We start from the raw sequence: 19,877 nt of genomic DNA on the forward strand, positions 1-19,877 counted from the left end.
GCGCAGCCACGCGCGCAGACGGGTCGGAATCGCTCGCCTGATGCGTTAAAGTAGCCGGTTTGCGTAAGAACCGTCATGGCCATAGCCATGAAGGGCTTCAAACCTTCAAATATGTGTGGTGAAGATGACCAAGCCTTTCATTTCGCTGTGCCCGGAGGTCACTCGGGCACATGCGTTGAGGCTGATGGACTGGTTGGAAGATGATCGCGTTACCTGCTACCTGAGCGATTCGCGTGATGTTTCCCGCTCCATCGAACACGCCATCGATCGGACTCAGTTGCCGATTCTGACCCATCTGTTCAACCAGGGCGGCCGCTTCTTCATGGCCTATGACCGGTATGACGAACCGGTGGGCTTCGTGCGTCTGATCAAGAGCGGCGCGGAGTGCGAGATCGTCCTGGCCATCGGCGACAGCGACAAGTGGGGGCAGAACCTGGGCACCCGCACGATCCGCGAAGGCATGAAACTGGCCTTTCTCGACATGCGCGCCGAGAAACTCATCGCCAAGATCCATCCGGATAACCTGCGCTCGCAGAAAGCCTTCCTGCGCAGCGGCTTCGAGCTCGGGAGCGAAACGCCGACCATGACCTCATGGGTCATGACGACCGGTCGCTACCTGCAGCTGCTGCGCGAAGATTCCTTCCGCGATGCGCCAGGGATCTACATCACCGAAATGGACAAGGCCAAGCTCGACAATTTGATCGCGCTGGAGGAAGGCCCGGTCGTCCAACTCGAACACGAGCTCGAACGCGCCGTTGTCGTCGAGGCTGAACAGGTGCCCAGCACCGTCGTCACCATGAACTCCAGGGCCCTGGTGCAACTGGGCGACGAAGCGTTCGAAGTGACCCTGGTTTACCCCGAAGACGCTGACCACAGCGCCGGCAAGCATTCGGTGTGCTCCGATCTGGGTGCCGCCATCCTGGGGTATCAGGAGGGTGACGCCATCGACTGGCGAATCGCCGGGCGTACGCGGCAGATCGAGATCAGGAAGGTGCTTTACCAGCCGGAGGCTGCGGGCGATTTCCATCTGTAATTGCACCTAGCTCCGTGTTTGCTCATTAGCGCGAAGATTGAATCGTCCCGGATTTTCTATACCTCCTGACGCGGGTTCAGCTAATAAAATGCAGCCAGCAGTCATCCTAAAAGACGGGGGTGTTCATGATGTGATCAGTGCGTTCTTTTCATTCGCTCAGCCTGAAGCTGATTCGTGCAGAGTTACTGGTTAGCGCGTCGCTTTCACTAAATCTTCACAAAATCATAGTTTGATGGCATACGGCCATCTGTTTAGATGCACGCTGTTTTGACGCCACTTTTGCCTTTCATGGACGAAATGCATGTACGCAGACCGCAGCTCGCTGTACATACGTTTAGTTATTTTTCTGCCTACGCTATCTATGGCGCAGACGATGGGAGAGCGTGAGCTAATCCGCAAGCCTCAGGAGCGCCTGCAGGAACTCCAGCAGTTGCCAGGCAAGCACGCCGAACCGAGCGTGCCCCCGACATCCGGAAACGAGCGCTGCTTCGCCATCGAACAGATCGAGATCAGCGGCGCCAGCCTGCTGTCCGAGGCCGATCGCAGCACCATTCTCGCCCCGTTCGCCGACAGCTGTTTGGGCGCCAGCCAGCTCAACGAGCTGCTCAAGGCGATCACCAACCATCATGTCGACCATGGTTACGTGACCACCCGGGCCTACTTGCCGCAGCAGGATCTGTCGGCCCTTACCCCGATGATCACCGTGGTCGAAGGCCGCCTAGAAGGCCTCGACAGTTCTGCCCTGGCGATTGACCGCGAGCAGGCCATGAGCTTTCCCGGCAAGGTCCTCAACCTGCGTGAGCAAAGCTCATCCTCGGTAAGCACATCGATCAGTCGGGCAACCGCGCCAGCTAATGGCAACTGGGATTCAACCACGGCCTATATCGGCACAGCCTTCGTCAACGCCGATATAGGCCGCCAGCGGCCTCCCTGGAACGCCCCGACGTGATCACCGAGCGCGAGCGCCCGGTGTATTTCCGTTTCGACCTGTTCTTCTGATTGCCGATTCGCTTACACCCTGGAGCACCCTGACATGGACGTTCGCAGCCCGTTTTTCCAGAACATCGCCCTGATCGTTGCCGGCGTCATGTTCCTCAACCCCATCGTCGCCACTGCGGCGCAACTGACGGTTGACGCCCAGGCCGGCGGCAATACCAGCCTCGACCAGGCCGGCAATGGCGTGCCCATCGTCAATATCGCCACGCCCAATGGCAGCGGCCTGTCGCACAACAAGTTCACCGACTACAACGTCGGCCAGCAGGGGCTGATCCTCAACAACGCCACCGAGCGGCTGCAGAGCACCCAGCAGGGCGGCATCATCATTGGCAACCCGAACCTGCAGGGGCGAGCCGCCGGCGTCATCCTCAACGAAGTGACCGGCAGCAACCGCAGCCAGCTCAAGGGCTACACGGAAGTGGCCGGGCAGGCAGCGCACGTCATCGTCGCCAACCCCCACGGCATCACCTGCGACGGCTGCGGTTTCATCAACACCCCGCGGGCGACCCTGAGCACCGGCGCGCCGGTGGTCAACAATGGCCGCCTGCAGGGCTTCGACGTCAATGGCGGCGACATCGCCATCGAAGGCGCTGGCCTCAATGCCAGCAACGTCGACCAATTCGACCTGATCACCCGCAGCGCGCAGATCAACGCCGAGATCCACGCCAAGCGCCTGAACATCATCGCTGGCCGCAACGAGGTCGATGTGGCCACCCTGCAGGCCACTGCCAAGGCCGATGACGGCTCCCAACAGCCGCAACTGGCCATCGACAGCTCGGCCTTGGGCGGCATGTACGCCGGCGCGATTCGTCTGGTCGGCACAGAGGCGGGCGTGGGCGTGAAACTGGCCGGTGATATGGCCGCCAGTGCCGGGGATATCCAGATCGATGCCAGTGGCAAGCTGAGCCTGGCGCAGACCTCGACCGCTGGCGACCTGGCCATCGAGGCGGGTGAGATGGCGCTGACTGGTAAGACCTACGCCGCCGGCCAGGCCAGGCTCGGCGCGCAGGGTTCGCTCCAGGTGCAACAGAGCCTGGCTGCGGCGGGGGATGTTCAGCTCAAGGCGGGGCAGGTGATCAACCAGGGCCTGGTCGAGGCCGGCGTCAGGGCCGACAACAGCCGCACGGCGGCGGATCTGCGCATCGAGGCGCAGCAGGTGCGCAATGCCGGCAGCCTGATCGGCAATCGCCAACTGGAGGTCAAGGCCAGCCAGCGCCTGGACAATCAGGGTGGCACGCTCAGTGCCAAGACGCTTACCCGAATCGATGCAGCGCAGTTGGATAACCGTCAGGGCCAGGTGCGCGGCGATGCTGCTTTGAGTGTGGTGGCGGGGGACGTGGACAACCGCAGCGGGCAGATGGCTGCCAAGCAAGTGGACATCGCCGTAGCGGCTGACGGTGCGCTCGACAATCGGCAAGGTACGGTGTTTGCCCAGGAGCGTCTGGACGTTACAGCAGGCGATTTGGACAACAGCGGTAAAGGGACCCTGGCCAGTCAGGGGAGCCTCGGCGTCACGCTCAGCGGCCACCTCGATAACCACGGCCAGGGAACGCTGGTCAGCCAAGGCTCACAGCGTATTCGTGCGGCCTCCGTCGACAACAGCGACGATGGTCTGCTATCGAGCCACGCCAGTCTCAGCCTGAACGAGGCAGCGACGGACAACCGAGGTGGCAGGATTCAGGCTGACGGAGTGCTCAGTCTGAATCGGGGCCGCCTGGACAACCAGGGCGGCACGCTCAGTGGCAAGGGGAACGTGAGTCTTGAACTGGCCGGCCTGGACAACCGTAATCAAGGGCAGGTCAGCGCTAGGGGAGATCTCGATGCGAAGATCGATCACCTCGAGCAGGCCAACGGCGGTGAATTGCTCAGCCAGGGCCGGCTAACCCTGGAAGGCAAACGCTTGGATAACAGCCAGGGTGGCTTGATTGCCGCTACTGAAGCCTTGCAGATCGTCGCTGGCGAAGCCCTGCTCAACACGGGCGGGGAAATTTCCACGCCCGGCCTGGCAGTGGTTCGAGTCCAGGCCGATAGCGGGCAACCCGCTGCCGTGCTGGATAACAGCGGCGCTGGTCTGATCGTCGCGGATCAGGGGCTGGAGCTGTACGTTCAGCGTTTGCTGAATAATGCCAAGGGTGTGCTCGCCGGGCGTGATGGCTTGATTTTGCGCGGTGGCAGCCTGGACAACAGCGCTGGCGGCACCCTGACGAGTCAGCGAACGATTGGTGTGCAGCTCGAGGGGGCCTTGAACAACCAGAGTCAGGGCCGAATTCTCGCGGCCAATGGCCTGCAGATCGAAGCCGCTCGCATCGATAACCAGGCGGCTGGTCTGCTTTCCAGTGGCGCGGCACTGGGCGTTACGGGGGGCACCCTGAACAACCAGGGGGGCGTGGTGGTCAGCGATGGTCAACTGAGCATCCGTAACAGCAGCCTGAACAATAGCCATGCCGGTAGCATCAGTGCCGGGCAGACGCTGAGCATTGAAACTGGGCAGCTCGATAATCACGGCCAGGGTGGGATCACCGCCGCTGGCGACCTTTCACTGAATGCCACCCAGCTCAACAACCACGACCAGGGCCGGATCGCCGCCAAGGGCACAGCCCAGGTCAGCGCCACGGCGCTGGATCAGCACGCGGGTGGTGAGCTGGTCAGCGAAAGCGCGCTGACCCTCGACCTGCAGGGCGGTGACCTCGATAACAGCGGCCAGGGCCTGATCGCCACGCCGGGGGCCTTGCTGCTGAAGAACCTCGGCAAGGTCGACAACAGCGCCGGTGGTGAAATCTCCAGCAGCCAGGGCTTTCTGCTCAAGGCCCGCGAGCTTGACAACAGCGCGGGCCGGGTGATCAGTGCCCAGGCGCTGCAACTGCAGATCACCCAACTGCTGAAGAACAGCCTCAAGGGCGTGCTCTCGGCCGGCAGCCTGGAAGTGACGGCGGCCAGCCTGGACAACGCCGCCGCCGGGGTGCTGGCCAGCAAGGGCGATATGCAGATCAAGCTTACCGGCAAGCTGGCCAACCACGACCAGGGCACCCTGTCGGCGGCCCAGGCGTTGAACGTTGAAGCAGCCGAGTTGGACAACGCCAACGCCGGCCTGCTGGCCAGCGGTGCCGAGCTGCAGGTGACGACCGGCGTCCTGAACAACCAGGGCGGCCGTCTGCTCAGCCAGGCAGGGTTCGTGCTCAAGTCAGGCGACCTGGATAACCGCGCAGGTGTGATCAGCAGCCGCCAGGCCCTCAACATGACGGCCAGCGCGGTCGACAACCGCGACAATGGCCTGATCACCAGTGCCGATGCCCTCGACCTGACGGCCAGCCGCCTGGACTCCAGCCGCGACCTCGGTAACAGCGGTGGCGAACTCTCGGCCAAGAAAGACCTGCGCCTGACCGTCAGCCAACTGATCCAGCGCCAGGGCCGGCTGATCGGCGAAGCGGGTGTGCACATCGACCTCAAGGGCGGCGACCTGGACAACCGTGGCGGTTTGCTCACGGCCAACGGCCCGTTGAGCCTGCAGGCGCTGGGCAAGCTGGACAACCGCGATGGCGGAGAAGTCTCCAGCACCCAGGGTTATCGGCTGCTCGCCAGTGCCATCGACAACGGCGAGCAGGGCCGCATCATCAGTGCCGGTAAGCTCGGTCTCGATGTGGGCACTGGCGATGTGCGTAACGCCGCAGGCGGGCTGATCTCCGGCTGGCAGGGCGTGGATATCGCCGCTGGCAACCTGGACAACAGCGCACGCGGCACCGTCTCCAGCCGGGGTGGCGCGCTGATGGTCAAGCTCGACGGCAGCCAGGGCGTGTTGAACAACAGCGGTGAAGGCGCTCTGGTCAGCAAGGCAGCGCTCGAGATCGAGGCCGGCAGCCTGGACAACAGCGCCAAGGGCATCGTCTCCAGCGGCGGCGATCTCGACCTGCGCCTGAGCGGCGCGCTCGACAACAGCGGCCACGGCCTGATCGACAGCCAAGGCAGCCTGACGGCCAATACCGGGGCGGTGAACAACAACGCCGGGCAGATCGGCAGTGGCAAAGCAGCCAGCCTGAACGCGGCCAGCCTGGACAACCGCGCCGGCCAGTTCACCAGTGGCGCGGCGCTCGGCCTCACCCTTACGGGCGAACTGCTCAATGGCCAGCAGGGCAAGCTGGCCAGTGCCGACCCGCTGGTGCTCAAGGCCCAGGCTGTCGACAACCAGAGCGGCAGCCTGATCAGCCAGAACCTGCTCGACCTGACTGCCAGCAGTTTGAATAACGCCAATGGTGGCACCGTCGCTGCACGCAATGGCCTGAACCTGCTGCTGACCGGCGCCCTGAACAATGCAGGCGGCGGCCTGATCCACAGCCAGCTCGGAACCATCAGCATCCGCGCACAAGACCTCGACAACACCGCCGGCAGCCTGAGCAGCCAGGGGGACCTGCTGCTCACCCTGGATGGCAAGCTGGATAACCAGAACGGCCAACTCCAGAGCCGCGGCGGCAACCTCGACCTGCAAGGCGCCACGCGTATCGACAACCGTGGCGGCGTGCTCAGCAGCCTGACCGGCTGGCTCAAGCTGGTCAGCGCCGGGCTGTTCGACAACGACGGCGGCACCACCCAGGCGCAGACGCTGAGCGTCGAGGCCCAGGGCCTGAACAACCGCGGCGGGCACCTCTCTGCCGTGAGCGGCAGCAGCGCGATCGACCTGGGCCGCGCCATCTTCAACAACCAGGGTGGTGGCCTGTATGCCCACCAGTTGCTCGGCGTGATCGCCGGCGATTTCAACAACCAGGGCGCCGCCTCGGGGCAGGGTGGCAAGGTGGCGGCCGGGCGCATCGACTTCGGCCTGTCGGGAGCGCTGAACAATACTTACGGCATCGTCGAAAGCACCAGCAGCCTGCGCCTGGCCAGCGCTGGCCTGGACAACCGCAACGGCAGCCTGCGTGCATTGGGCAGCAGCGGTGATACCCGTATCACCGCTAGCAGCCTGGACAACCGCCAGGGCCGCATCGAAACCGCCAACACCCACCTCGTGCTCGACACCGCCAGCCTGCAGAGCAGCGGCGGCAGTATCCTGCATGTCGGCACCGGCAACTTCGGCCTCAGCGCCGCCCAGGTCATGGGCGCTGGTGGTGACCTCAGCACCAACGGCCTGCTCAGCCTGACAGCCGATAGCTGGACCAACACTGGCGTGCTGCAAGCCGGGCGCCTGGTGCTGAACATCGGCACCTTCACCCAGACCGCCACGGGCCAGTTGCTGGCCAGCCAGTCCCTGAGCGGCAGCGGCGGCACCTGGATCAACGACGGCCTGCTGGCCAGCGACGGCAGCTTCAGCCTCGACCTGAGCGGTGCCTACAGCGGTGCCGGGCAGGTGACCAGCCTCGGTGCGCTGAACCTGAAAGCCGCCAGCCTCGACCTGGCGAGCGCCGCCCGCATCAGTGGCGGCGGGGTGAGCATCATCAGCAGCACGGGCACCCTGACCAACCGCGGGAGACTGACCTCGGCCGGTGGGCTGACCGTCAGCGCCGCCACCTTGAACAACTACGGCACCTTGGGCAGCAGCGAGACGCTGCGGCTCGTGGCGCCCAACCTGCTCAACGAGAGGGGGTTGATCTTCAGTGGCGAAGATATGGCGCTGCGGGTGGATAACTTCACTAATAAGTATGGGGATGTATACAGCCTGGGGGCGTTGAGCATTGCAGGCGATGATCAACTGAGTAATGCAAGCACGGTCGAGAATATTTCCTCGACTATCGAAGGCGCTGGCGATGTCTCTGTACATGCCGCTGCATTAATTAATCGCAGTGATGTGTTCAGTATCGGGCGAACCTTGGTGTCAGGGTTTATTGCAGTTCGCTGTCATGATTGCAAAGGGGATAATTACAATGTCGATTATATTGCGAGAGAGACGTATAAGAGTGAAGTTATAGGGGGCACGCCGTCATCAGCGATACTGGCTGGCCGCGATTTTTATTTTCAGGGCAGTCGTTTTTTCAATCAGAGCAGCACTGTATCTGCTGTCAGAAATCTCAACGTCAATACAGCTGAATTCACCAACCAAGGTGCAGTAAGCGGCACGATTGAGCGGACGCGAATTTACAACGCCGCTACGACAGATGGTTCAGTCGGACGTTTCATTAGTGGCACTGTTACGCCTTACAATCGGCGTAATAGTCCAGATTTTCCGAATAAATACTATGTAACCAGCTCAGGAGAGATTCGGCTGGCTTTGATTGTATGGGTTGATTTTTATCCTGAGTATGGCGGAGATATTTATGAGTATCAGGACTCTGTCACAGGTGCTTATGTAGGGACCGCCTATTCAGTTGAAGAGTCTCTATATGACGCGAATAACCTGTTGGCCCTTCCTTCGCGCCTAAACAACTACAGGCTGGTGAGTGACGTTGAAATCACAACGTCTGGCAGTACGTCCTACCCAGGTATCATGCAGGCGGGCGGAAATATCGTCATCAACGCGACAAACAGGCTGGAAAATGGCCTGCTTAGGGAAAACACCGCGCTACAGAGTGGAACCGGCCGAGTAGGCAACACCACAGCTAAGGGCACTGGCAAAACCACCGTGGTTCTGCTTAACCCCCAACTCCCCCCAGACCTGCAGCAAAAACAAGTCAACCCGCTAACGCTCCCCGGCTTCACCCTGCCGCAAGGCGAGAACGGCCTGTTCCGCCTGAGCCATCAAACAGCGCTCTCTGGGCGCGCCAGTACTATGCAAGGTGTAGACGCAAGGCCGAACGCAGTTGGCAGCTTGAGTTCGGTGAGCGTCAATGCAAATCAGGCTTCGCAGGCTCCTGTAACGGCAACTGGGAGTGCTTGGAGTCTGCAAGGCGGCCCTGCGGCGGTGGGTTTACCGAACGTTGATTTACCCCAGGTTGTAGGTGTCCAGAACCTGCCAGGCAATGCCGCGCCGCCTGTTCGGCACAAATATCTGATCGAAACCAACCCGGCGCTGACCGACCTCAAGCAATTCGTCAACTCCGACTATCTGCTGGGCAAGCTGGGCTATGACCCGGACCAGGCGCAAAAGCGTTTGGGCGATGGACTCTACGAACAGCGTCTTGTACGTGAGGCCATCGTGGCACGCACTGGCCAGCGCTATCTCGCCGGCCTGACCAGCGACGAAGCGATGTTTCGTTATCTGATGGATAACGCTGTTGCGAGCAAGGAACGGCTGAACCTGAGCCTGGGCGTGACCTTGAGCGCCCAACAGGTGGCGGCGCTGACTCACGACATCGTCTGGCTCGAAGAGCACGAGGTGGCGGGCGAGAAGGTGCTGGTACCCGTGCTCTACCTGGCCCAGGCCAAAGGTCGCCTGGCTGCCAACGGAGCGCTGTTCCAGGGCCGCGACGTCACGCTGATCAGCGGCGGCGAACTGGTCAACCAGGGCACCCTGCGCGCCAGCGAAAACCTCAATGCCACGGCCGGCAACATCCACAACAGCGGCCTGGTCGAGGCGGGCAAGCGCCTGCAACTGCTGGCGACCGACAGCATCCGCAACGCCCAGGGCGGCATCATCGCTGGGCGCGATGTCAGCCTGATCGCGCTGACGGGAGATGTAGTCAACGAACGCAGCGTGACACGCCACCAAACCAGCCACGGCAATAACCGCACGATCCAGGACTTCGTCGACAGCGCCGCGCGCATCGAAGCCGCCAACGATCTGAGCCTTATAGCAGGGCGCGACTTCAGCAACCTGGGCGGTGTGCTGGCCAGCCGGGGCGACCTGACCATCGAGGCCGGGCGTGACGTCAACATCAGCTCGGTAGAAGAGCGTGTCAGCCAGGCTCGCGGTCGTCATTACCTCAACGAGCGGGTGGCCCAGGTGGGCGCCCAGGTCAGCGCCGGGCGCGATCTGGATATCAGCGCCGGGCGTGACCTGGGCGTGATCGCCAGCCGCCTGGAGGCGGGGCGTGATGTCGCCTTGGCGGCAGGCAATGATGCCTTGATTGCCTCCGCTGCCAACGAAAGCCACTTCCTTTCCAAGAGCAAGAGGGTCATCAACCAGCGCGATCAGGTTCGCCAGCAGTCCAGCGAGATCATTGCGGGCGGCGATATCGCCGTCAGTGCCGAGAGCAACCTGGTGGTTGCGGCCAGCAAGCTGCAGGCCGGTGACGAAGCCTACCTGGTTGCCGGTGAGAACCTGGCCCTGCTCAGCGCCGAAGACTACGACTACTCGCTCTACCAGAAGAAGAAAAAGGGCAGCTTCGGGCGCAAGAGCTTCAAGCGCAACGAGAGCACCCAGGTCACCAATGTCGGCAGCGAGATCACCACGGGCGGCGATCTGACCCTGGTCAGCGAAGGCGACCAGCTCTACCAGCGCGCCCATCTGCAAAGCGGTAACGACCTGACCCTGGTCAGTGGCGGGGATATCACCTTCGAGGGCGTCAAAGACCTCGAGCAGGAAAGCCGCGAGAAGAGCAAGAGCAGCCTGGCCTGGCAGTCGAGCAAAGGTAAGGGCAAGACCGAAGAGACCTTGCGCCAGAGCGAGCTGATTGCCCAGGGCGACCTGGTGATCAAGGCCGTCGATGGCCTGAAGATCGATATCAAGCAGGTCAACCAGCAGTCGGTCAGCCAGACCATCGAGGCCATGGTCAAGGCCGACCCCAACCTGGCCTGGCTGAAAGAAGCCGAAGCCCGAGGTGACGTGGATTGGCGCCGCGTGAAGGAAGTGCACGACTCCTTCAAGTACAGCAGCTCCGGGTTGGGGGTTGGGGCGCAGATAGTGATCGCGATTGTTGTGGCGTATTTTGCAGGTCCCCTGCTCAGCCAGGGTATTGGCTCTTTAGGCGGCGCGACCGCTGCCGCCGGCTCAGGTACTGCAATGGCCGCATCAGGCACGGCCACGGCGTCTGCTGTGGCCGCCGGTGCCACAGCGGGGTCAACGGTTGCAGCCGGTTGGGCCAACGTAGCGCTTACGGCAGCGGCTACCGGTGCGACCAGCAATGCCGCGATCAGCGCTATCAATAACCGAGGTAACCTTGGAGCGGTACTCAAGGATGTGACCTCCAGCGACAACCTCAAAGGCTACGCGTCCTCGGCCATCACCGCAGGTTTCACCTCGGGAGTGCTGGATAGCGCCTTTGGTGTTACGGGTGACAATGTCAATAAGATCACCAAAGGCTTCAACCTCAGCAAGGCCAGTGAGCTGGCCAAGTTCGGCTCCTATCTCGGCGCGCAGGGCGCGGTACAGGCCGTAGCGCAAACCGCTATCCAAGGCGGCAGCCTGGGTGACAATTTGCAGACGGCCTTGACCGGCCAAATGCAGCACTTGTTGCAGGCTGGCGTCTTCCACAGCGTGGGTGACTTTGCCGATGGCAAGTGGCTGAAGAACATCAATTGGGATGATGGCAGCCCTGAAAAAATCGCTCTGCATTCTGTGATGGGCGGTTTACTCAGCGAGGCGACTGGTGGTGACTTCAAGACAGGGGCGCTGGCTGGCGGTGCCAACGAACTGCTGGTCGAACAGCTTACTGGCGTGATCAAAGGCGACAAAGGCCTAGAGCTGATGGTGTCGCAATTGATTGGCGTGGCTGCGGCGACGGCCACCGGTGGCGATCCGGCCAAGGCAGCGGAGCTGGCGAAGAACGCGACGGCTTATAACCGGCAGCTACATGCGGCTGAAGAAAAATGGTTGAGGGAAAACGCCAAGCGCTTTGCTGAGGAACAGGGCATCAGTGAACAGGCGGCGCTGGAGCGCCTGAGTCAACAAGCCCTCAAGGAGGTCGACTACCTATGGCGTGGGCTGCTCAGCGACGGCGACGACAGCACGGCGCAAGCCTTCCTGGCGGGTGCTGGTCAGACGTTTACCAATGACCTCGGCGAGCGGCAAGCGCTCTTTACCGCCCAGGGGCAGCAGCTGTTCCGGCCGGAAATGTTCGCCGATACAGCCGATCCGAAGTTCTACAGAGACTTCGTCCAGAGCGGCATCAGCCGAGACCTAAGCGCAGGTGTCCTGAAGGAATTCAAGGACTCCGGTATCGCCTTGAAGGACGATGCAGTCGAGCTGGGTAGGTTGCTCGTCGAACAGCCTGGCACTGTTCTAGACGGCCTTTGGGAGGGCATCAAGGGCACGCCTCAGGGCGTCGTGGATAGTTTCCACGAAAGCGGCAATGCCTTGGGCGAGGGCGCGGCGACAGCTTTCAACGAAAACATCGCCGGTAAACTCAATGCCATCTACGGCATGGACGTCTCCACCGCCCAGGAAACGATGCTGCTGCTGCGCACGGTGACGGCCGTGGCCAGCGCCGGTGCGGCGGGCGCGGTGGGCAAGGCGGGGGGCAAGGTCAGTGCTGAGCTTGCCGAGTCTGTTGGCAAGAAACTGGACGACGTCATCGATCAGTTGGCCGAGCAGGCCTTTGCAAAAAGCGGGGGCGTTTTCGACCCGAGTGGTAAACCCTTGCTTGATCTCAAGGTGTTGACCAATGAGCAAAAAATGGCCCTGGGTGAGTTGTTTGGCGAGCAGACGGTGAAGAAAATCATTCCTGAAGGTGAAAAGCTAGCGCGCATCCCGGGCGTGGGTGAGACGGGGATCGATGACCTGTACAAGGTCAACCGTGCAGATGTGGATTATGTAGTGATTGAATACAAGTTTGTGGGTAACGGGACTGGCAAAGGTAGTACACGGTTGGGTGATACCTTGGACGGAAAGCAGGGCAGTGAGAGTTGGGCATTGGGATCGGGGCGATTAGAAAAAGCTGTTGAGGACAGAATGATAGCTGCGGATATCGCAGACTCAATTAAGGCAGCTCGTACAGAGACTTGGGTTGTAACTACTAGACCGGATGGATCGACAATTGTTGAGGTGCTCGATACGGTTGGTAGATCGAAGCCGATAGATACATCTAATATATTAATTCCGAATGTGAATTTGTCGGGAGCTAAACTATGATTCGAGCGCCATTGGGAGACCAAGCATACTGGGATAAATGGGTTGATTTCAGTGAGGGGCGTACCCGGAAGATGTTATATGCCTTGGGATTACCCAGCAAAAATCAGAATTATGATCCCCAATATTCTTTTGATGCTGCTATTGAACATATACGCCTGTTTCTCGAGCGCTATTCTCGAGGTGATTCTGTCCGTAATTTAACTCAGCACTTTACCGGCTTGCTCGATGCCTGGGATTTGTCAAACAGGCTGGCCAACGAGTTGAATGCACAGCTGAATCCCGGCCAAGGTTGGGATCATCGTCATCTCTTAACGGCACCCCTGGCAACCGATGATCCACGCAGTCACGCCGATCCACGCTCATGGACCTTTAAATTGAGCGATCTCAACCACTACAACTGGTGTTTTTGGTTGGTGGGGTTGGCACTCGCCTTGGATATCTCGGATGACCAGTGGCAACGCCTGTTGCTGCTGATCGGCGGTGAAGGTGAGGACGAGCTACTCGATCGAGTGATTGCCAGCCGCGAGCCGTCACGTCGTATCGGTGGCGCGCTGCTTCATTCCAAACCCTATGCGCGCTTGCTAAAGGCGATAAACGCGCCGAAGGAACAACAGGCCGAGTGGCTGCGCGACTTTGTCGAGCATTGGTACGTGGAGTTGAAGCGTAAGGGCAAGGACGAATTGTGGTGGTATATCTATGGCGACCCGGAAAAACACCCATTGGAGAAGGGCAGCTACTTTGGCCGCTGGTGCGTTGAGGCGGTCGCTGCCGTCAAGGCGTTCGGACTGGACGATAGTCTCTGCCTGGGACACGAGCACTACCCCGGCGACTTACTACGCCCGGATGGGCCGAGCACACATCCTGTGCGACCGGAGCCGAAGCGCGGGTGGTTCGCCCGCCTCGTGGGAAAAGAACGCGATAAGACGGAATAACAGGCGCATGTAAAAAGGCATATTTATTTTTGAAGACCGAGCCGCTCTTCATCAACCCGACTACCTGCTGGGCAAGCTGGGCTATGACCCCGACCAGGCGCAAAAGCGCTTGGGCGATGGCCTCTATGAACAGCGTCTGGTGCGCGAAGCCATCGTGGCGCGCACGGGCCAGCGTTATCTCGCCGGCCTGACCAGTGACGATGCGATGTTCCGCTACCTGATGGACAACGCCGTCGCCAGTAAGGAACGACTGAACCTGAGCCTGGACGTGACCTGGGCGTGATCGCTAGTCGCCTGGAGGCCGGGCGCGATGTCGCCCTGGTGGCAGGCAATGATGCCTTGATCGCTTCCGCCGCCAACGAAAGCCACTTCCTTTCCAAGAGCAAGAGGATCATCAACCAGCGCGATCAGGTTCGCCAGCAGTCCAGCGAGATCATTGCGGGCGGCGATATCGCCGTCAGTGCCGAGAGCAACCTGGTGGTTTCGGCTAGCAAGCTGCAGGCCGGCGACGAAGCCTACCTGGTTGCTGGTGAGAACCTGGCCCTGCTCAGCGCCGAAGACTACGACTACTCGCTCTACCAGAAGAAGAAAAAGGGCAGCTTCGGGCGCAAGAGCTTCAAGCGCAACGAGAGCACCCAGGTCACTAATGTTGGCAGCGAGATCACCACGGGTGGAGACCTGACCCTGGTCAGCGAAGGCGATCAGCTCTACCAGCGTGCGCATCTGGAAAGCGATAACGACCTGACCCTGGTCAGTGGCGGGGATATCACCTTCGAGGGCGTCAAAGACCTCGAGCAGGAAAGCCGCGAGAAGAGCAAGAGCAGCCTGGCCTGGCAGTCGAGCAAAGGTAAGGGCAAGACCGACGAGACCCTGCGCCAGAGCGAGCTGATCGCCCAGGGCGACCTAGTGATCAAGGCAGTCGATGGCCTGAAGATCGACATCAAGCAGGTCAACCTGCAGTCGGTCAGCCAGACCATCGAGGCCATGGTCAAGGCCGATCCCAACCTGGCCTGGCTGAGAGAAGCCGAAGCCCGAGGTGACGTGGATTGGCGCCGCGTGAAGGAAGTGCACGACTCCTTCAAGTACAGCAGCTCGGGGTTGGGGGCTGGGGCACAGATAGTGATTGCCATTGCGGTGGCGTATTTCACGGCGGGGGCGGCGAGTGGATTGGTAGCGAGCGGCGCCTCGACGGCAGGCGCATCCGCCGCAGCCACTGGTGCCAGTGGCGCATGGGCTGCCGGCACCAGCGCCGCACTCCAGGGGGCGGGCTGGGCCAATTTGGCAGCTACGACTGTGCTCACTGGCGCTGCTAGTAATGCTGCGATCAGTACTATCAACAACCGGGGTAACCTGAGTGCCATCTACAAAGACGTCACGTCGAGTGATGCCGTAAAAGGCTATGCGGTCGCTGGTGTAACTGCTGGCCTTACCGCTGGCCTTTACGATGGCTGGACGGGCACTGAGACGACCTCAAGCTCGGCAAGCAGTGCAGCCGGCGGCTCCGGCACTTTGGCAAATAGCGGTGCCGTTGCGACAAGCGGTGGGCTATCGAGTGCAACCGGTATTGGGCAATTTGCAGCAAATCAAGCCTTGCAAAATGGAACATCCGCTATCTTGAACAAGGCGTTAGGCCGTGATGGAAGTCTGGATGAAGCTCTGCAGGCGACCTTGGCTAATACCTTTGCAGCGGCCGGATTCAATTTGGTTGGCAAGACCTCACGCGACTACCAGTTAGGGAACAGCAGCCTATCGAAAATAGGTTTGCACGCCGTCATGGGCGGGCTTGCCGCTGAAGCTATAGGTGCTGACTTTAGAACTGGCGCATTAGCTGCCGGAGCAAATGAAGCGCTTATAAGTACCCTGCTGAAGCAATACGACGGCATGAGTCTTAATGAGAAAAAGAGCTTAATTACTATGAACTCGCAATTGATTGGAGTGGTTGCTGAAATGGAACCAAATACAATGAGTTTGGGATTTATGACCTTGTCCCGCCAGGTGCTGTTAAATATGGACAAGCTGCTACTTCTCTTGGTCAAGATATGGCTGTTCAGGGCGCCTCACCAGAGGAAGTATCGGCTGCCCTGTAGGCAATGGCTCGTGGCGATGGTTATGATGGCCCAGAGCCGGCTAAGGAGCTTTTAAAAGCGTGGGCAATGACAGTGCTTACCGGTGGTGGCATGTTGGGAAATGGCGCTAGATTAGGATCCCTAGCACTAGGCGCAACTATAGGTGGGGGGCTAACGTCAGTTACCAACTAAGTACGGACTTAAACTCCATTAGTTACACTGATGCCACTGTAGCGGCGATTGTCGGCGCACTGAGTCAAGGGAGGGGATTTCTTGCCACGGAGGCGATTAGTGTTAGTGGCGCGTACGTTGGTAGCCAAGTTAAGGGAGTTGATCCTACTGGGGCGATGATTGGTGCGGGAGTTGGTACAGCAGCAGGTGCTGTTGCGGGGAAGGTTGTTAAAGACTCTTTGCCAAACTCTATGCCAAGCTCTTTAAAAGAAAATATCAGCGTTATTTTTGGCGCGGCTGCTTCAGAAGGGGTAGGCCCGTTATTAATAGTTGAGGAAAAGAAAGGTGAAAAATAAAAAACAATGGATTTTATGGCTGATTAAGACGCTTTCCATATCGACAGTGATGAGCTTTTTTGCAATGTTCTTTGCTGCTCTGTTAACTCGGCTCGTTAAGGGGATGGAGTTGGATTTAGTTGGGCTGATAGGCCCTTCTCTGAGCTTCTCCTGGCGGCTGGGAATTATAGTGACTGTGGTGGCGGTTGCTTTGGTGCTCATTGGCTCTTTAAGTAACTCTACAAGTAAGCAGCCTGGAGAAAAAATATCGCAAGATGACTAGAGAAAGAGAAAGGGGCAGGTTCTGAGGAATCCCTACAAAATTACTCCAGTACCTGAGCTTGCCGGTGAGCCTCTTCACGCAGCGATAGCTCCATCCTGCCGAGAGCCGAACAAGACAAATCAATGCAATAGTAAATGCAATAGGAGACAGACTAAATCGATGGGGTCAGAGTCTGAGGAATCCCCACAAAATATCCATGCAGATCAACCGGATAGCTTGAAGATGCCTGCATGAGTCGGGCAGTTTGGTAGTCGCCAAACCAACCAACCCCCGAGACTCATGCAGGCAGTACGATTCTTACACAAGGCATTTTCCCAAGCACTCCCCACAATCCACAGTAAACGACTGAACGCCTTGATGAGCGGCGACAGTGCGTTGTTGCATAAGCCCCAAGGATGGGGCAGCGGTTTACATGTCTGGTGCGAATGTCTAGAGCAGCAGGTCGAGCGAGGAGAAATGCCAGGCGGCTCAACGTGCCATCTTTGTCGAGGTGGGAGGCAAACGGGGCACAGGCCGATCCAGCGGTTAGCCGCCTCGCATATCTAATTTAACATAATATACATTATGCGAAGTTATGTGCTGTGGTTTGCCAGGCTCAAGCGGTCAGTTTTCAACGCTCAAATCCGCCTCTGTCCCGCCAGGCACTCACAGTGCCTATTGAGCGCTCACTCAGCAAATCACGCCCCCATCAGAATGCCGACGGCAATGAACACGAACAGACAGGCACAGAAGAATCCGCCGACGATCAAGGTCGCCTTCATGGCTCTTACCAAACGATTGTGCATTGCAAACCTCGGCCAGGCTGTGGTGAGTCCTGGCAATTCGACCACCGTCGTGACGCTCCAGGTTCAGTATTTCCGCCGGCCGCGTTCCTTACGAAATCAGCCCCAAGGTCAGGCCCTTCAAGGTGGCGGCTGCCCGCGTTGAACACTCCAGCTTGCGAAAGATGCTCTCCATGTGCGTGCGCACGGTGCTGGGACTGATCGACAGCCTGCGCGCCACTTCCTTGTTGCTGGCACCGCGGCTTATCTCGGAAAGGATGTCGCATTCCCGGGCACTCAACAGCGCGCTTCTCTGCTGAGGCGGCCGCTGCTTGCCTGCAGCGGCCGCGATCACGGTTTCGCATATGTCGCTGTCGAACACGCCGCGGCTGGCATCCTGGCGCAGCGCGCTCTGCGCCTGGGCCATATCGTGGGCCGATCGCCATGGCCTTGTGCTGCGCAGTGCTACCCAGGCAACTGCGGCCGCCAGTAAACGGTGCTCTTGGCTCAGGGCGTCAGCGGCCAGGCCGCGGAAATGGCCGCTGCCGTCGAGCCGTTCATAGGCATGGGCGGCAATGTCTCCCGGGCGCTGCAGTTCGGCGATGGGCTTGCAGGCTTTTTGCGTCCAGTACGGCACCAGATGAACGCGCTCTGCAGCACCGAACGGTAAAGCCCCCATGCTGTTCCAGATATGGTTGGAGACTGCCGCCCGGCCCAGGCCGTGCACGAGCGCAGCCTGACCGAGCTCGACCAGCGCGGCGTCGGGCAAGCCCCACAGCCGACCTGCCTGGACGGCAATATCCGCAACCTGCCTCGAATGACCTGCCAGCCACGGCAGCTTGAGGTCGATCACATCGCCCACCAGGCTCAGGGGTACCTGGCTGCGGGACGGCGCTTTGTCACCAGGCGCCTCGTCATGCGCCAACTGTGCCAGCCAGCCACCGGCGTGACGTTGCAGAAATGCCGCCAGCTTCGCGGGATAACGCCGGTCGCCCTGCCCGCCAATCCATTGCAGTGCTGTCTGCAGTCCGTGGGTGCGGCTGAGAATTTCCAGATCACCGGCCAGCACCACCTGGTAGACCGCCTCGGGAATCTGCCCGTGACTTAGCCCAGCCGGTCGGCCGGAGCCATCATGGGTTTCGAAGACTCGGTACAGCGCCGCTTCGACATCCGCGCCCAGGCCCAGCGTGCTCGCCACCTGTTCCGACACCTCGCAGTGCACGACGGCGAGCGAACCGGCTTCATGCACGGCGCGCATATGGTCGGCGCCCAGGGTTTGATCGAGCATGGCGCGGCGCCCGTCGACGTCATCGCCCAGCAGATGACTGAACCCCTCAGCGTTGGCGGTGCAGCCGGACCAGCGCAGCAAGGCGACCTGCTCGGCCACATCGAGATGGGCGCCCTCGCCCAGGCTCGCTTGCGCCAATTGCCTGGCCAGCCTGGCGACGCGCATCGAATGCCCCAGAGGTTGACCCATGCTCAGATCGCCGACCTGGGCGATGGCAGCCAGTGCCGCACCCGCAGAAACGAGAAGTGACGGAGCGTCGCTCACTAGAACAGTCCTTAGATCGGATAAATGACCGATACCGGCCAGGCGGCTTGGCCAGCAGAATTTGAACCACACCCACACAGGAGTTTATGCAATGAAAACCGTCAAATCTCAAATCGCTGCAATCGCACTCGCCATCGGCAGCACCTTGACCCTTGGCACCAGCTACGCCGCTGGCACCTCACCTTCGGTGGTGATCGTTCACGGCGCCTTCGCCGATGGTTCCGACTGGGCCAAGGTGGTGCCGCTGCTGCAGGCCGAAGGCGTTACCGTCACCGTGGTGCAGAATCCCCTTACCTCCCTGGCTGACGACGTGGCTGCCACCCAGCGCGTGCTGAACAATCAGGGTGGCAAGGTCGTTCTGGTCGGCCATTCCTGGGGCGGTACAGTCATCACCGAAGCTGGCAACGACAACAAGGTCAGCGCGTTGGTCTACGTGGCGGCCTTTGCACCGCAAGCCGGGCAAACCAGCGGCGAACAGGGTAAAGGGGCGCCGACGCCGCCCGGCATCAGCCAGCTGAAGACCGATAGCAACGGTTTCATCTACCTGACGCCCCAAGGCATGGCCAGCGATTTCGCCCAGGACCTGCCGGCCGCCCAGACCGCCGTGATGACCGCTACCCAGGGCCCGATCAAGGCGTCCGCGTTCGAAGACAAGGTTACCGCTGCAGCCTGGAAGACCAAGCCGTCCTGGTACCTGCTCGCCACCCAGGACCGGATGATTCACCCGGACGTTCAGCGCGCTTCCGCCAAGCGCATCGGGGCGCACCTGAGCGAAGTGGATAGCAGCCACGTGCCGCAGCAGTCCAAACCGGCCGAGGTCGCCAAGGTGATTCTCCACGCGGTGCATGAAGTGGCTGGGCAATGACCCAGAGCGGTTG

General features: G+C 60.4%; 7 protein-coding genes and 3 pseudogenes. 9 read left to right on the forward strand and 1 reads right to left on the reverse strand.

Going from position 1 to position 19,877, the window contains the following annotated elements; all coding sequences use genetic code 11:
* Positions 1-75: 75 nt before the first annotated feature.
* The 8 genes and pseudogenes from SA190iCDA_RS13935 (at position 76) to SA190iCDA_RS13975 (ending at position 16,686) form a co-directional block, all read left to right on the forward strand.
* A pseudogene (locus SA190iCDA_RS13935) lies at positions 76-1,033 on the forward strand (GNAT family N-acetyltransferase).
* Positions 1,034-1,334: 301 nt separating this feature from the next.
* Positions 1,335-1,982, forward strand: coding sequence for a POTRA domain-containing protein (locus SA190iCDA_RS23245; protein WP_083329884.1), 648 nt, complete (start codon positions 1,335-1,337; stop codon positions 1,980-1,982).
* A gap of 138 nt (positions 1,983-2,120) precedes the next feature.
* Positions 2,121-4,415: pseudogene (locus SA190iCDA_RS23480) on the forward strand (filamentous hemagglutinin N-terminal domain-containing protein); the annotation flags it as partial.
* Positions 4,416-4,418: 3 nt separating this feature from the next.
* Entirely contained in the window at positions 4,419-12,899 is an 8,481-nt protein-coding gene (locus tag SA190iCDA_RS13955; protein ID WP_236100862.1) for a DUF637 domain-containing protein, read from the forward strand.
* Positions 12,896-13,831, forward strand: coding sequence for a PoNe immunity protein domain-containing protein (locus SA190iCDA_RS13960; RefSeq protein ID WP_070887384.1), 936 nt, complete (start codon positions 12,896-12,898; stop codon positions 13,829-13,831). The genes SA190iCDA_RS13955 and SA190iCDA_RS13960 overlap by 4 nt, the downstream gene beginning before the upstream one ends.
* A 58-nt stretch (positions 13,832-13,889) precedes the next feature.
* Positions 13,890-15,775, forward strand: a pseudogene (locus tag SA190iCDA_RS13965) (DUF637 domain-containing protein); the annotation flags it as partial.
* A 469-nt stretch (positions 15,776-16,244) separates the two neighbouring features.
* Complete coding sequence (locus SA190iCDA_RS13970; RefSeq protein ID WP_139159544.1) at positions 16,245-16,424, forward strand: hypothetical protein; 180 nt, start codon at positions 16,245-16,247, stop codon at positions 16,422-16,424.
* Entirely contained in the window at positions 16,414-16,686 is a 273-nt protein-coding gene (locus tag SA190iCDA_RS13975; RefSeq protein WP_139159545.1) for a hypothetical protein, read from the forward strand. Before SA190iCDA_RS13970 ends, SA190iCDA_RS13975 begins: the two co-directional genes overlap by 11 nt.
* An 873-nt stretch (positions 16,687-17,559) precedes the next feature.
* On the opposite strand, the gene SA190iCDA_RS13980 is transcribed toward SA190iCDA_RS13975, so the two are convergent.
* Positions 17,560-18,999 carry an HD domain-containing phosphohydrolase gene (locus SA190iCDA_RS13980; protein ID WP_070887386.1) on the reverse strand — a complete coding sequence of 480 codons (1,440 nt, stop codon included), beginning with the start codon at positions 18,997-18,999 and terminating at the stop codon, positions 17,560-17,562.
* Between the two features lie 91 nt (positions 19,000-19,090).
* Between SA190iCDA_RS13980 and SA190iCDA_RS13985 the strand changes: the two genes are divergently transcribed.
* Positions 19,091-19,864, forward strand: coding sequence for an alpha/beta hydrolase (locus SA190iCDA_RS13985; protein ID WP_070887387.1), 774 nt, complete (start codon positions 19,091-19,093; stop codon positions 19,862-19,864).
* Positions 19,865-19,877: the final 13 nt, after the last annotated feature.

This window comes from Pseudomonas argentinensis, assembly GCF_001839655.2.
GTDB lineage: Bacteria > Pseudomonadota > Gammaproteobacteria > Pseudomonadales > Pseudomonadaceae > Aquipseudomonas > Aquipseudomonas argentinensis_B.

Bases quoted from the DNA above. Each gene is read 5' to 3' on its own strand.
- SA190iCDA_RS13985 (WP_070887387.1), top strand. From the start codon at position 19,091: ATGAAAACCGTCAAATCTCAAATCGCTGCAATCGCACTCGCCATCGGC.
- SA190iCDA_RS23245 (WP_083329884.1), top strand. From the start codon at position 1,335: ATGTACGCAGACCGCAGCTCGCTGTACATACGTTTAGTTATTTTTCTG.
- SA190iCDA_RS13970 (WP_139159544.1), top strand. From the start codon at position 16,245: ATGATTGGTGCGGGAGTTGGTACAGCAGCAGGTGCTGTTGCGGGGAAG.
- SA190iCDA_RS13960 (WP_070887384.1), top strand. From the start codon at position 12,896: ATGATTCGAGCGCCATTGGGAGACCAAGCATACTGGGATAAATGGGTT.